This window comes from Acinetobacter sp. SwsAc6 (assembly GCF_013391565.1).
GTDB classification, from domain to species: Bacteria; Pseudomonadota; Gammaproteobacteria; order Pseudomonadales; family Moraxellaceae; genus Acinetobacter; species Acinetobacter cumulans.
Genome location: NZ_JACAXE010000007.1, coordinates 14542 through 28694, shown reverse-complemented (window position 1 = coordinate 28694; position 14153 = coordinate 14542). Strand labels below are relative to the sequence as shown.

At 40.0% G+C, this 14153-nt stretch carries 12 protein-coding genes; 6 read left to right on the top strand and 6 right to left on the bottom strand.

The genetic code is table 11. The features are described from left to right. Window positions 1–257: 257 nt before the first annotated feature. The 3 genes from rarD to uvrB all read right to left on the bottom strand — a co-directional run bounded on the left by rarD (window position 258) and on the right by uvrB (window position 4088). Window positions 258–1190: an EamA family transporter RarD gene (gene rarD / locus HYG93_RS06900; protein ID WP_120366188.1), complete on the bottom strand. Its 933-nt coding sequence runs from the start codon at window positions 1188–1190 to the stop codon at window positions 258–260. Window positions 1191–1325: 135 nt separating this feature from the next. Continuing rightward, window positions 1326–1919 carry a lipocalin family protein gene (locus tag HYG93_RS06895; RefSeq protein ID WP_106984670.1) on the bottom strand — a complete coding sequence of 198 codons (594 nt, stop codon included), beginning with the start codon at window positions 1917–1919 and terminating at the stop codon, window positions 1326–1328. 147 nt (window positions 1920–2066) lie between these two features. Continuing rightward, a complete protein-coding gene (uvrB, locus tag HYG93_RS06890; protein ID WP_106984669.1) occupies window positions 2067–4088 on the bottom strand; it encodes an excinuclease ABC subunit UvrB in 2022 nt (673 codons plus the stop codon). A gap of 317 nt (window positions 4089–4405) precedes the next feature. On the opposite strand from uvrB, the gene HYG93_RS06885 reads away from it, so the two are divergent. Together HYG93_RS06885 and HYG93_RS06880 are read left to right on the top strand one after the other, a co-directional pair. Further along, window positions 4406–5185 carry a hypothetical protein gene (locus HYG93_RS06885; RefSeq protein ID WP_106984668.1) on the top strand — a complete coding sequence of 260 codons (780 nt, stop codon included), beginning with the start codon at window positions 4406–4408 and terminating at the stop codon, window positions 5183–5185. A 126-nt stretch (window positions 5186–5311) separates the two neighbouring features. Further along, the gene (locus HYG93_RS06880; protein WP_106984667.1) at window positions 5312–6751 is read left to right on the top strand and encodes a sensor domain-containing diguanylate cyclase; all 1440 of its coding nucleotides are present in this window, start codon (window positions 5312–5314) and stop codon (window positions 6749–6751) included. 67 nt (window positions 6752–6818) lie between these two features. On the opposite strand, the gene HYG93_RS06875 is transcribed toward HYG93_RS06880, so the two are convergent. Continuing rightward, window positions 6819–6998, bottom strand: coding sequence for a hypothetical protein (locus HYG93_RS06875; protein WP_106984666.1), 180 nt, complete (start codon window positions 6996–6998; stop codon window positions 6819–6821). Between the two features lie 359 nt (window positions 6999–7357). On the opposite strand from HYG93_RS06875, the gene HYG93_RS06870 reads away from it, so the two are divergent. From HYG93_RS06870 to HYG93_RS06860, 4 genes are all read left to right on the top strand, one after another. Then, the gene (locus HYG93_RS06870; protein WP_106984665.1) at window positions 7358–8500 is read left to right on the top strand and encodes an OmpW family protein; all 1143 of its coding nucleotides are present in this window, start codon (window positions 7358–7360) and stop codon (window positions 8498–8500) included. A gap of 180 nt (window positions 8501–8680) precedes the next feature. Next, window positions 8681–9895 (top strand): MFS transporter, encoded by a 1215-nt coding sequence (locus HYG93_RS06865; RefSeq protein ID WP_120366191.1) that lies wholly within the window; start codon window positions 8681–8683, stop codon window positions 9893–9895. Continuing rightward, complete coding sequence (locus HYG93_RS19350) at window positions 9888–10022, top strand: hypothetical protein (RefSeq protein WP_256733394.1); 135 nt, start codon at window positions 9888–9890, stop codon at window positions 10020–10022. Before HYG93_RS06865 ends, HYG93_RS19350 begins: the two co-directional genes overlap by 8 nt. A 219-nt stretch (window positions 10023–10241) precedes the next feature. Then, complete coding sequence (locus HYG93_RS06860; RefSeq protein ID WP_106984664.1) at window positions 10242–11207, top strand: TauD/TfdA family dioxygenase; 966 nt, start codon at window positions 10242–10244, stop codon at window positions 11205–11207. 142 nt (window positions 11208–11349) lie between these two features. Here the strand turns inward: HYG93_RS06860 and HYG93_RS06855 are convergent, their stop codons facing one another. Together HYG93_RS06855 and sthA are read right to left on the bottom strand one after the other, a co-directional pair. Continuing rightward, on the bottom strand, window positions 11350–12402 hold the full coding sequence (locus HYG93_RS06855) for an alpha/beta hydrolase (RefSeq protein WP_372658689.1): 1053 nt from the start codon (window positions 12400–12402) through the stop codon (window positions 11350–11352). A gap of 192 nt (window positions 12403–12594) precedes the next feature. Beyond that, window positions 12595–14010 carry a Si-specific NAD(P)(+) transhydrogenase gene (sthA, locus tag HYG93_RS06850; protein ID WP_120366187.1) on the bottom strand — a complete coding sequence of 472 codons (1416 nt, stop codon included), beginning with the start codon at window positions 14008–14010 and terminating at the stop codon, window positions 12595–12597. Window positions 14011–14153: the final 143 nt, after the last annotated feature.

The following is a 14153-nucleotide window of genomic DNA, read 5'->3' as shown; positions in this document are numbered from 1 at the left end:
TTTTATAAGCATAAATGTTAAACAGTTATCATTTTTTAATCAATAGCGTGATTCTGTCTTTGAGCGAAAAGATAAACGGTTTATCTGATTTTTAAAAAATTGCTATATTTTCGAAGACGTATCGGCTCTAAGTTTTTTTTATTTTTTTAATTGAACATTATTTCTTATCGCGATATCAATCAAAATGATATATTAATCCGTCTTGATCATTTTTGATCAATATCGCTAGATCGCTAGCTTTGAATCAGGATTGATATTTATGGATCTAAACGCTTTTGCAAAGCAGCGACATTTTTTTGCAACATTTTTTCTTTTTGCTTTTGCTTAAATACATGCACTGTACCTTCCACCATTAATAATAATACCGCGCACCAAATTGGAATATAAGTGAGCCATTCGTTGGCTTCAATACGCTCGCCCAAAACTAAAGAGGCAAAAGCCAATAAAATTGGCTCTAAATAACTAAGTAAACCAAAGATGACAAATGGCAACATGCGACTGGCTAAAATATAACTCCCTAAACCAAAAGCACTTAATATACCCAAACCAATGACTGCAAAAATTAAATGTGGAAATTGTGCAATTAAAGGAACACTATCACTATAGAAAAAGCCTAGATAAATGGCCACAGGAATAATCAGCAGTAAGTCCCACCAAAAACCACCTAAGTGATCTGTTTTATAAACACGGCGCAAAAAGAAATATAAAGGATAAGCCAAAGCAACATAAATGGTTTCCCAAGCAATACTGCCAATTCGCCATATTTCGTGCCCTACACCTAATACAGCTAAAAGCACTGCGGCCCACTGCCAATTTGTCAGCTTTTCTTTATATAAAATACAACCTACTAGCACCATAACCAAAGGCAATAAAAAATAGCCCAAGGAGACTTGCAGGCCTCGCCCATTAATAGGACCCCACAAAAACAACCACAATTGAGTGGTACACAATAAAGAGCTCACAATGAGCCAAATCAACAGTGCAGGCTGTTGCACGATTCGTTTAAAGATTGCTGTAACGTGTTTTAAATCACCTGAATACCACATAAACAGCGTTAAAAATGGCAATGTGGCCAACATGCGCCAAGCAAAAGTTTGCTCACTATCCAAGGGCTGTAAAAACTGAGTATAGAAATACAACACACCAAAAGTGACAGATGCCAAAACAGACAATGCAACGCCTTTATACATCATTCACCTCAAACAACCTCTGGATTATGCATATTCAAATGAACAGCAGACAGTATCTATATAGTGGATGATTCTAGCAAATAAAAAAACCATGCTTAAGCATGGTTTTTTTATCATTTGTTCTATAAGTTAAAATTAGTGCGGTGCTTTTTTACTTTGTTTGGTATGAATAACATCACTTAAGTCATAGCCAAGACCTTTGGCATAGTCTAAATATTCATTAATCACGTGTTGATCAGGATGTGGCACACGTGATAACACCCATAAATACTTACGGCGTGGCTCGCCCACTAAAACGGTCTGATAATCTTCGTCAATCTTTAATACCCAATAATCGCCACGACCTACAGGTAACCAACGAACGGCATCAGGCAAGAAGCTTACTTTTAATTTACTGTTAAACGGTGCGTTTTGTACAAATGCCTCACCAAGCGATGAGGTCACTTTGCCATCTTTCATCACACAGCGATTATCTACTTTGATATTGCCATTTACATTTAAAGTATATACCGCAGTCACATCACGATCGCACTTATTTTGAAAGACCAGTGGTTTACGGGCCACTTCATACCAAGTGCCCAAATAACGATCAAGCTCAACACGCTCCACCACAGCCAAAGGTTTGGTTTGAGCATAAGCCATAGTGGCAGCCCCTAAGCCCACCACTACCGCACCACCTACAACAATTTTTGCCAATCTAAAGCCAGCTTTTGGGAGATGATTTATCATAAATAAAGTCCTACGTTTTTATATAAATAGATTAAGTTTGATTCAAAAAACATATTTAAGCTCAAATTTTCCTACTTACAATAACGCGTGAAAATCGACCATGTGTCTAAATTATGTAATGATCTACATCTCCCTAAGAACTAAAAATCATTGTAACAACTGTGATTTTAGGCGCAAAATCTCGTCTCTAAGTCGTGCGGCTTGCTCAAACTGAAGCTCTTTCGAGGCTTTCAGCATTTCCTTTTCCAACTTAGCCATGTGTTTAGCCAAGAGCTTTGGATCTGACAGCAAATGTTGTTCATCTGCACTTAAAGCTTTCGCTTGCTCATCAATTTTCGCATCGACTTGATCATCTGTAAGCACTTCACCTGTATCAATTTCTTGCGTCACTTTACGTACTGCACTACGTGGCACAATGCCATGAATTTGGTTAAATTCGATTTGCTTAGCACGACGTCGGTCTGTTTCGTCTATTGCTTTTTGCATTGAATCCGTGATTCGGTCTGCATATAAAATTGCTTTACCATTTAAATTACGTGCTGCACGGCCAATGGTTTGAATCAGTGATCGCTCTGAACGCAAGAAGCCTTCTTTATCGGCATCTAAAATGGCCACCAGCGAGACTTCTGGCATGTCCAAACCTTCACGCAGTAAGTTAATCCCTACAATGGCATCGTAGATGCCAGAACGTAGTTCATGAATAATTTTTGTCCGTTCAACGGTATCGATATCTGAATGTAAATAGGCAACTTTCACGCCATATTCTTTTAAATAGGACGTTAAGTCTTCTGCCATGCGTTTGGTCAGTGTAGTCACTAACACGCGTTCATTTAATTCTCGACGATTGTTAATTTCAGATAACACATCATCTACCTGTGTCAGCACAGGTCGGATTTCAATGGTTGGATCGACTAAGCCTGTTGGTCGTACCACTTGCTCGACAATTTGTTCAGATTTTTCTAATTCATAGCGTGCAGGTGTGGCACTCACATAGATCGTTGCAGGTACTATTCGTTCCCATTCTTCAAATTTCATTGGACGATTGTCCAAAGCACTCGGTAAACGGAAACCATAGTTCACTAGGTTTTCTTTACGTGAGCGGTCCCCTTTATACATTGCACCAATCTGTGGCACCGTCACATGCGATTCATCAATGATTAATAAAGCATCCTCTGGAATATAATCAAACAAGGTCGGTGGAGCTTCTCCGGCAGGACGGCCTGATAAATGACGTGAATAGTTTTCAATGCCATTGGTATAACCCAATTGTTGCATCATTTCTAAATCATAACGGGTGCGTTGTTCAATCCGCTGGGCCTCGAGCAATTTATCGTTGGCTCTAAAAAAGCCCAAACGTTCGGTGAGTTCTTCGCGAATAGTATCTATGGCACGGCGTAAATTATCTTTTGGCGTCACATAATGGCTTTTTGGATAAATTGTGATGCGTGGAACTTTGCGTACCATTTTGCCTGTGATCGGGTCGAACCAACGGATCGAATCGACTTCATCATCAAACAACTCAACCCGAATTGCATACTGATCCGATTCTGCAGGGAAAATATCTAAAATTTCACCGCGGATACGATAAGTACCACGTAAAAACTCTAGCTCATTGCGGGTATATTGCATTTCAACTAAACGACGAATGAGATCATCTCGATTCAATCGATCGCCCTGCACAATATGCAATAACATGCTCATATAAGCATTTGGGTCACCCAAACCATAAATTGCCGATACTGATGCAACAATAATCGCATCTTTACGCTCTAAGAGCGCTCGCGTTGCCGATAAACGCATTTGATCAATATGATCATTAATTGAAGAATCTTTTTCGATAAATGTGTCCGATGAAGGCACATAAGCTTCTGGCTGATAGTAGTCATAATAACTGACAAAATATTCCACGGCATTATGCGGAAAGAACGACTTGAACTCACCATATAACTGCGCAGCCAACGTTTTATTATGCGCCATAATAATGGTTGGTCGCTGTGTGCGTGCAATCACATTGGCCATGGTATAGGTCTTACCTGAGCCTGTTACCCCCAATAGCAACTGATCATGCATACCTTGCTCCACCCCTTGCACCAATTTTTCAATGGCTTGTGGCTGGTCACCGGCAGGTTCAAAATTTGTGACTAATTCAAATGGCTGGGGATCACTCATAGGATTCGGCTTATTCTCGGACTAAACATCAATATCAATTATGAGGGCTAGTTTAAGCGATACAACGTTGCCTTGTAACATTCATGTGTAAAAAGTTCAGCCTTGTATTGAACCATCACAGCAGTCCATTCAATATCACAACGCTTTGATATGTGGCGCATGCATGCCTATTTTATTTAGCGGATCAAATGACACCCCATTTTCAGCAAATTTATAGACCTAAATGCCTATAAATCAGAAAAATAATCTGTTCATGACTTGACCAAGTCATCAAGCAATTGCACCATGAGATGAAACCACAGCATAAGTGAATACGAATGACTTACCATTACCATGACGAAAGTATTGTGAAATCTTTACCAGAAGATACCATCTTCGTATTCGGCAGCAATTTAGCAGGTCAACATGCTGGTGGTGCTGCACGAACAGCTCAACAGCATTTTGGCGCACTGAAGGGCGTGGGCCGTGGTTGGTCAGGACAAAGCTTTGCTATTCCAACCATGAATGAACATCTACAACAAATGCCACTCTCACAAATTCAGCACTATGTTGATGACTTTAAGATTTACACTAAAAATCACCCAAAACAAAAATACTTTTTAACCTCTATCGGCTGCGGTGTTGCGGGTTATACGGTTGAAGAAATCGCACCGATGTTTAAAGGTATTTCACATAATGTGATTTTCCCTGCGTCTTTTCGTGCTTTTGTTGAGCGCCCACTCCCTAAACTTAGCAAAAAACTCCTGCATACAATCTTCCGTGATTCCGTGATTTTCGCTCCTGTAAGTGACGAACTAATTGATGTCTTAGCGCTGACAGACAATGAAAAAAGCTTGGCCAGAATTTTGCTCAATACGCAAATGTATCCTACTGACAGTAATGGTCGTGATCGTGTATTTGAAATCGCAGATATTTTGCATAACTTAAACGGCAAAATTTTCGAATTTCAAAGTAATTCCGAAGGCCCAATGATTTTTGGTGGCGTCATTTTGTCGTTATTGGAGCTGTACAATATTAACGAAAAAGATTTTGCCGATATTTGGTTAGGAGAGCGTGAAATCATGCCGCCAAAGCCCGCCCATAAAGCAAAAAAATAGATCAAAAAAAGCCAATCTCACCGATTGGCTTTTTCGTAATTTTCAGTTATTTTTGTGACTTGAAGCACACTTTAAAATAATACATTTCAAGCCAAAGCCTGAAGTCCATCTGCTCTCGAGTTCATCATGATTCATCAAGACAATGCTATTTTTAATATGTCACCCATTCCACTTTGGTTGGAAGACTTTAGCGCAGTCAAAAAACAGCTACAGCAGTGGCGTGAAGATGGTATTGAAAACTTGGCCGAACATTTGTCACAAAACTTAGATTTAGTTCGAGAAAGTGTTAAAAAAATTAAAATATTACACGTCAATTCACAAACATTAGCCCTTTACGAAGCTACTGATTTTGGTCATTTATGTGCGCATTTGGATCAGATTTTTCAACAAGAAATGTTACACACACATATTGATGAACTGGTACAACTGTGGGAAGGCAAAACGCACTATATCAATACCGCAGTCAATTACACGATTCATGGCACACGTTTAGATATTCAACTCCGTTGTACAATCCTGCCCGATTATGCAGATGATTGGTCACAAGTATTAATTAGCACAGAAAATATTACGCCTTACCAAAATGCACGTCGCTTAGAAGAAAAAAACCGCCAATTGGCAGAAGCTCGCTTTATTTACTCCCCAACCTCACTTTGGGTTGAAGACTTTAGCCAAATCAAAAAACGCTTAGACCAATTACGTCATATTGGTATCGAAGACTTCACCACATTTTTAGATGTACACCCTGATTTTATTCAGCAATGCATCAAAGACATTATCATTTTGGATGTGAATCAGGCGACGCTCGATTTGTTTGGTGCACCTGACAAATCCAGTATTTTACAAAATACTCATAAAATTTTTGCCAAAGAAATGACTCAAACATTTCGTGCCCAGCTGTTAGATTTATGGGCAGGTAAAATTCACCATCAACATGAAGCCATCAACTATGCCCTAGATGGAAGCATTCGGCATGTGCTCTTACAATTTACCGTTTTTCCGGGCTTTGAAGATTGCTGGAGTACCGTGCAAGTCGCTTTGGTTGATATTACCGCGCGTAAAAAAGCCGAAAATTATTTAGAATATCTGGGCAAACATGATGCCCTAACCAAGCTCTATAACCGCAGTTTTTATATTGATGAGATCAACCGCTTAGAGCGCAGCCAGCAACGGCCTGTCTCATGTATTTTTATCGACTTAAATGGTTTAAAAAATATCAATGATCAATTTGGGCATGATGCAGGTGATGAACAACTACGCCGTATGGGGCATGTATTAAATCAATTAATACTCAATACCCAATATAGTGCTTCAAGAATTGGAGGAGATGAGTTTGTATTGCTACTGCCAAATGCAGATGAAACTTCGTTGCACAGTTGCCTCAACAGCTTGCAAGAACTGATGCATGTCGACAATCAATTCCACTCGAGCCATCCTATCAGTCTTTCGATTGGGCATGCATGCTCACTAAAAGATGAACGTGTTGAAGACACAATGAAACGAGCAGATGCAGTGATGTATCAGAAAAAGAACGCCTACTATGCAATGCTAAATGCTAAATGCTAAATGCTAAAAAAATTAAACGCTATGAAATGATCAATGTAAAAAAACCTGCATAAATGCAGGTTTTTTATTAACGCTTGCCCATTGAACGACGCGTACCACGAGGAGGCATCCAAGTACGGTCGGCATAGTTTTCTGGCTTTGGACGGACTTGATTATGCGCTGAATCTTGTTGTACTTGGTCATCAACAACCATAGGAAACGGAAGTTTCGCTATAGCTTTTTTCTTGGGAGGATTTTGGGTGCTCATGTGATTTACTCAATCAATACTGCACATATTGTACAAAAAAAATAGCTTTCATGCGCTATCCTTTGCACTTGAAACTCAAAAAAGAAAATCAACCTATCTGAGTTGTTGCGCTTTTCGAGTCCTCAAACGAGGATTATAATGACGCATATTAAGCGTCAGTACATTATAAAATTAAAATGATGCTATTTTTACATTTACATAACTAAACATATAAACCGCAAAAAATACCACATAAATGCGTTGTTTTAACAGGAGAACTACTTAATCATTCGCTTTAAGAAACAATAAATTAATCACGTTATTTGCATAATGCAAACTTAGAAAAATTATTAGCAATATACGGACACGGAGTCCTGACAATGAATAAAACATTATTATGTATCGCCACATCTTGCATGACTTTGCCTATGCTTGCACATGCAGAATCCCCTTACTTTAGCTTCAAAGATGGCAATGGATTTAAGCGTTTTTCTGTTTCAGTCGGCGCATTGCATGTGATGCCACAAGGTAAAGCACAGCCATTTCAGGTCAATACCATTGTTGATGAAGGTACAAAGGCGAAAGTTGGCGACGTATTGGGTAGTTCCGTGGTTGATGCCATTGATACATCGGTCAGTGGCGCCTCAACCAAAAAAACTTTGCTTTCTACACTGCTCAAAAGTGAAGAAGCCATTCTAAACACAGGAATTACTCAACAAGGTTTAGTGTCATTTAAAGGCACTGATGGCAAACAGTACCTCAAAGGTAGCGTAGCAGGCGAAGCTGAAATTGATGGCTTATCTGCTTGGAGTAACCCTGGGACAGGTTTAGAAGCCGATAGCGTAACTACACTCGGCATTATGACCAACTACTTTTTTACCGATAATCTTTCCTTAGAAATGAAAGCTGGGATTCCGCCTAAGGTCGATTTAAATGGTACAGGTAAAATTTATGCACCGCTCAGCGGGGTTGCTACACCAAGTAGTGTAGGTTCAATTTTAGGTGATTTACCACTGAAAAAAGACATTGAAATTACAGATTTAGCTGCACATGGTGCTGCCGCTTCTGCACGTGCATGGACACCTGCTGCTGAGTTGCAATATCACTTTGGTAAAACGGGCGTAAACAAATTCCGCCCTTATGTAGGCGTCGGTGTCATGTATGCTTATTTTAATGAGCTAGAAATGAACCCACAAATTAAGCAAGATTTGGTTAACGCTGGCCACATGATTGCCAATATTAAAGATGGAAAAGCAGGTGCCGCGCTTGATGGCAAACCAAGTAGTGCGAATCCTCAAGTCGATTTAGAAGCCTCTAGTGCTTTCGCACCTGTTGCAACTGTTGGTTTTACTTATGACTTTAATGACAAATGGTTTGCTGTAGGCTCTGTGTCTTATGCTCATCTAAAAGGTGATACAACAATTACGGTCAGTGATGCAACCAAAGGCGAACTTATTCGCTCTACAGCAGATATCGACATTAACCCTATTTTGGCATACGCAGGTGTAGGCATACGCTTCTAAGCTAAATGCCCTTCTGCTCTAATCTAAGTTAGCTCATCAACAAGACAGCACCTGCTGTCTTGTTTGATTTTTATGACAAACTCGCATAACAAAATTTTATCATCAGGTGAAATTTAATTAATCCCTTCACACACTGTATTGGCTTAAAATAACGATATTATTTTCATAATGACCATGCCAATGACAGATACTCGATTTTCCAAGCCTCTGATTTATATGTTAATTGGTAGTGCATTTATTTTGGCTTTGTCCTTAGGGATTCGCCATGGCTTTGGATTATATTTGGTCCCAATGAGCCATGAATTTGGCTGGGGGCACAATGTTTTTAGCCTTGCGATTGCCATGCAAAACCTCATTTGGGGTGCAGTTCAGCCCATTACAGGTGCATTTGCCGACAAATATGGTAGCAAGGTTGTAGTAGCTATTGGTGGCGTACTGTATGTCATTGGCTTACTCCTTATGGCGATTAGCTCCACTGGGCTTTTGTTAAATCTGAGCGTTGGCTTAATTTTAGGTTTAGCACTCTCAGCAACCTCTTTTCCTGTTTTATTGTCTGCTGTAGGGCGTGCAGCCCCGCCTGAAAAGCGTAGTCTTGCCATGGGGATTGCCAGTGCAGCGGGTTCATTTGGGCAATTTATTATGCTTCCATCAACCCTATTGCTATTGCAGCATATCGGTTGGTCAGCGGCTCTGGTGGTCAGTGCCATTTTGGTTGCACTCATTGTTCCTTTGGCTTGGATGCTTAAAGCACCTATTTATGTCGACCCAAATGCTTCTGCGCAAAGTCCGCATCTGAGCTTAAGCTTTAAACAAATTTTAGTCATTGCAAAACAGCACAAGCCTTTTTGGTTTCTCTCTTTGGGTTTCTTTGTCTGTGGTTTCCAAGTGGTGTTTATTGGGATCCATTTACCCGGCTATTTAAGCGATCACGGCTACAATGCCACCACAGGTACAATCTTTCTGGCCTTGGTTGGGCTATTTAATATTGTAGGCACATACGGCGCAGGCTGGTTAGGTGGCAAATATTCTAAGCCTCATTTGCTGATGTTGTTATATGGTTTACGGGGTATCGCAATTATCGGGTTTTTATTGTTGCCTTTAAGCACATGGACAATTTATGCCTTTGGTGTCACGATGGGCTTATTGTGGTTATCTACAGTCCCTTTAACCAATGGTATTGTGGCCAATATGTTCGGAGTTAAATATTTAACCATGCTCAGCGGTATTGTATTTTTCACCCATCAAGTTGGCTCATTTTTTGGCGGTTGGCTGGGTGGCCTGAACCATGACATGACAGGCAACTACAATATGGTGTGGGCTTTTTCCATTCTACTGAGTGTGTTTGGTGTATTGGTGCATTTCTGGGTTACTGAGGACACTGTCGTTCATGAATAATTCAATGTTTTGGCTCAAACTTTCAATTTCAGCAGGTATTGCAGTGCTATTTGGTCTTTCCATTATTTTATGGATGCAAACCCCTGCCTTGTTTAATGACTTCCAACAAGCTTTTTGTGCGCATTAATTCAATTTAGCAAAAAAAACCTAGCTAAAAGATGTCAAAAACTTGACATTTTTTAGCTGTTTTTAAGGATATTTTTGCAAGAAAGACTAAAAGAAAATAAATCATTAACTTAAGATATTTTTTTTCATTTTTCATAAACTTATCTTATTTTTTAATTTCTCAACCTCCATGATATTTCATAGATTTTGTTTATCCAAATACAACATCTGTGAAATAAAAATGACAGCGTTAACCCAACTTTCTCAAGCAATACACGATGCCCCTCGTTGGCACCAAGCAGATCAATTTCAAAACCCAGCAGACATCCAAATTGTACCCTTAACAGGTGAGGCACTCGGTGCCGAAGTCTATGGCCTAGATGCAAAAAAAGCACAAGCAGGCGAAACAATTTATCGCCTAAAGCAAGCCTTGGCTGAGCATCTGATTTTAATTTTTAAACAGCAAAGTTTAGATGATCTTCAGTACCTTGCTTTTGCCAGTTACTTTGGTTCAATCTTTCGCCCAAGTGCCGACACACCAGTCTTGGCGACGCAAAAAGAAACAGGCACTCCACCAGATGTCGTCCCTGTGTCCAACGCAGTCGGTCAAGGTGACTATACTGGCCACGGTGAACTAACGCCACATGCTGATCATCAATGGACACCTCTGCCTTCCTTTGGCTCTTTACTTTATGCCATTGAACTGCCACAAGATGGTGGCCAAACCTCTTGGTATAACACCATTAAAGCCTATGATGCCTTAGATGACGCAACTAAACAGCATATTGATCAGCTACAGCTCATTACCTATAATCCTTTTGTCCGTATTGCACAAAACAAAGTACAAGATCCAAGTGCAGGTTATGGCGTATTTCCACGCTATCGTTTTAAAGACCAACCAATTGTTGGCGATGCCTATGCCCACCCACTGGTGAGAGTCCATCCAGAATCAGGCCGTAAAGCACTTTGGCTCAGCACGCATAATGAAGTTGAGCTGGTCAATTATGATGATCAAGCAGGAAGTGAGCTGATTGCACAATTACGTGAGCATCTATTAAAACCTGAGTTTCGTTATGAGCATCAATGGTCAACGGGAGATATTGTATTTTGGGACAATCAAGTCACTTTGCATTCACGCCGTCCATTTCCATCGGAGCAACGCCGTTTGCTTAAACGTATTAGCTTAGCTGGAGGTCGTCCGTTTTAATGCTTTAGCATTCAATCTCATGTGCAATAAAAACAAGCTAAAACAATAAGAAATATTTCAATCCGCGCGCACCATACAGTAAAACAATAACCATCCTGTATGGTGCTTAATTTTTTAATTCTTTATTTTTTAAATCTGCATTTTATTTCGCATTGGCTTTATAAAATGCGTCAATAGCATTTACCATTTGATTTAATCCTGGTTGCTCTAAAGGATAATGCCCTGCATTTTTTAAAATGACTGTTTTTACAGGTACATGCTGAATCCGCTGCAAAAATAGCTCACTCAGGGCAAGTGGCGTCCAACGGTCCTTCTCTGGCTGTGTTAATAAGATTGGCGCGACCTTAAAGTCTTCAGGTGCAATGGCGGGCGTATAATTTAAATACGAATCTAAAAAAGCCACCGAAACCGTATTACCTGCAGAGCTTTTATCGGCCAAAAATACATCTAATGCTTGCGGGTTATTCACCAAAGCTGACATTTTACTCACCCAACGAATGGGAATTTTTGTATTTTTAAAAGCTGATTTAGACGTCCAACTTGCGGTCGTCGAACCGACACGGCTCATCCATTTATTTATGGAAATTTGATCTCTCACTTCAAGGTTTTGTGGGTCTAAAAACGTCATCCCCGCAATGGCTTTAATATGTTTATTTTCTGCTGCTACATCGTAGGCCAGCTTCCCACCTGCACTTAATCCATAAAGAACAATGGGACGGCTGTCTTGAGCTTGCTCATTTACAATCAGTTCATGACCTACCTGCACCCAATCGTCATATAAAATATTAATACCAGCGCCAACCTGTGTCATACCATAGCCTGGCAAATCAATCGCAATGACCTCATAACCACGCTTAGCGAGCTGTCCACCTAAAACCAAATTAAGTTGGCGCCCATTGGTTCCCACCCCATGAAATAAAATGACTTTGATTTTAGCTTTAGGATTACGAAACGTATCTAAATGAATATTATGACCTTGCCATGCCCACCATTCCTCTGTGGGTAAATGATTGGGGCTTAATTGAAATTCTTTGGGTAAGAACTGTTCTATCTCTTGCCATGCATGTTGCTGACTATAAGTCATTTGCATTGGGTCTTTGACATTCGTTTTAGCCATGGCTGTATTTGCACAGATCAACTCTAATAACATTAGACACAGCACACCCCATGATGCTAAACGTATTTTATCCGTCATCTATGACCTATCCAATTCTATTTATACCGATTGATCTACCCATACTATTTTTTCCATCGCATTTGTACGATGTAATTTTTATGCACTTTTCGTGTTTTTTTAGTGAAGCTAAGTCTATTTTTCTTGGCTTAAACATCTAAATAAAAGGCATAAAAAAACCCGCCGTAGCGGATTCTTTTAGATAAGCTAGACTTAGAACAAACGGTTCATACCATTTAAGGTTGCCACACGGTAAGCTTCCGCCATCGTTGGGTAGTTAAATGTTGTTTCTACAAAATACTTAATGGTATTGTTCGGACTGTTCATCACAGCCTGACCAATATGGATAATTTCGGCTGCGTTATTACCAAAGCAATGTACGCCCAAAATTTCCAAAGTATCACGGTGGAACAGAATCTTTAATTCGCCTACTGTATCGCCCGTAATTTGCGCACGTGCCAAATGACGGAAAGACGCCTGACCCACTTCGTACGGAATTTTTTCTTCAGTTAACTGTTGCTCAGTTTTACCAATTGAAGAAATTTCCGGAATAGTATAAATACCTGTCGGGATAGACGTTACAGGTTTTAAGCCTTCTTCGCCGCTCATGTTTCCGCCTGCATTACGACCTTGGTCATAAGCAGCAGAAGCCAGTGATGGCCAGCCAATCACGTCACCTGCAGCATAGATATTTTCAACTTCGGTTTGGTATTGCTCATTGACTGTCAATTGACCACGGCTATTTGGTTTTAAGCCCACGTTTTCTAGACCTAAACCGTCAGTATTACCTGAACGACCGTTACACCACAAAATCGCATCAGCTTTAATTTTCTTACCACTTTGTGTATGCATCACAACATGATCATCAAAGGTTTCTAAGAAATCGATTTGCTCGTTATGACGGATTAATACACCTTGTTCACGCAAGTGATAAGACAAGGCATCTGAAATTTCGTCATCCAAATAGCTCAGAAGCTTGTGCTGCGTGTTGATCAAATCAACTTTATGGTCTAGACCAATAAAGATTGATGCATATTCACAGCCAATCACCCCTGCGCCGTAAATAATGATTTTCTTAATTGAGAAATCTAGATCCAAAATTTTGTCTGAATCAAATACACGTGGATGGTTAAAATCTAAAATATCTGGACGGTATGGACGCGAACCTGTTGCAATCACTAATTTTTGGAAAACAAGCGTTTCTGTCATGCCATCAGCACTAAATACCATCACGGTATTTTTGTCTTGTACGTATGCACGACCATGATAGATATCAATTTTATTGCGATCATAAAAACGTGAGTGCGTATCAACTTGAAGTTGAATCACTTTGTGTGCATTACGAAGCACTTGCTTCATAGTGAACTGTTTCCATTCACCCACTTTTTGGAACATTGGATCACGCTGGTAGCGAATAATGCTCGATACGGTTTGACGTAAAGCTTTACTTGGAATCGTACCTACATGTGTACAGTTACCGCCAAGTTGCTCACGCATATCCACAATCGCGACGCGCTTACCAGATTTCGCAAGTTTCATTGCAGCGCCTTCACCCGCAGGGCCCGAGCCGAGAACTACCGCATCGTACTTCACGAAATTCCCACTAACGACCTCTTTTTTACGTGGCATTCAACGCTCCTTAAAAAATCAAAAAATTCAAAAATGCTTCTTTCTGGCCTATATTATGACGCAAATATTGTGCTTTTGCTGTATTTAGCTCACACATATTAGATGATAACAACATTTTTTAAATGAATATCGTTTTTCCCCCA

Excerpts from the sequence above, each read along its gene's own strand:
- rarD (WP_120366188.1), bottom strand. The coding sequence starts at position 1,190 with ATGTATAAAGGCGTTGCATTGTCTGTTTTGGCATCTGTCACTTTTGGT.
- HYG93_RS06895 (WP_106984670.1), bottom strand. The coding sequence starts at position 1,919 with ATGATAAATCATCTCCCAAAAGCTGGCTTTAGATTGGCAAAAATTGTT.
- uvrB (WP_106984669.1), bottom strand. The coding sequence starts at position 4,088 with ATGAGTGATCCCCAGCCATTTGAATTAGTCACAAATTTTGAACCTGCC.
- HYG93_RS06885 (WP_106984668.1), top strand. The coding sequence starts at position 4,406 with ATGACTTACCATTACCATGACGAAAGTATTGTGAAATCTTTACCAGAA.
- HYG93_RS06880 (WP_106984667.1), top strand. The coding sequence starts at position 5,312 with ATGATTCATCAAGACAATGCTATTTTTAATATGTCACCCATTCCACTT.
- HYG93_RS06875 (WP_106984666.1), bottom strand. The coding sequence starts at position 6,998 with ATGAGCACCCAAAATCCTCCCAAGAAAAAAGCTATAGCGAAACTTCCG.
- HYG93_RS06870 (WP_106984665.1), top strand. The coding sequence starts at position 7,358 with ATGAATAAAACATTATTATGTATCGCCACATCTTGCATGACTTTGCCT.
- HYG93_RS06865 (WP_120366191.1), top strand. The coding sequence starts at position 8,681 with ATGACAGATACTCGATTTTCCAAGCCTCTGATTTATATGTTAATTGGT.
- HYG93_RS19350 (WP_256733394.1), top strand. The coding sequence starts at position 9,888 with ATGAATAATTCAATGTTTTGGCTCAAACTTTCAATTTCAGCAGGTATT.
- HYG93_RS06860 (WP_106984664.1), top strand. The coding sequence starts at position 10,242 with ATGACAGCGTTAACCCAACTTTCTCAAGCAATACACGATGCCCCTCGT.
- HYG93_RS06855 (WP_372658689.1), bottom strand. The coding sequence starts at position 12,402 with ATGACGGATAAAATACGTTTAGCATCATGGGGTGTGCTGTGTCTAATG.
- sthA (WP_120366187.1), bottom strand. The coding sequence starts at position 14,010 with ATGCCACGTAAAAAAGAGGTCGTTAGTGGGAATTTCGTGAAGTACGAT.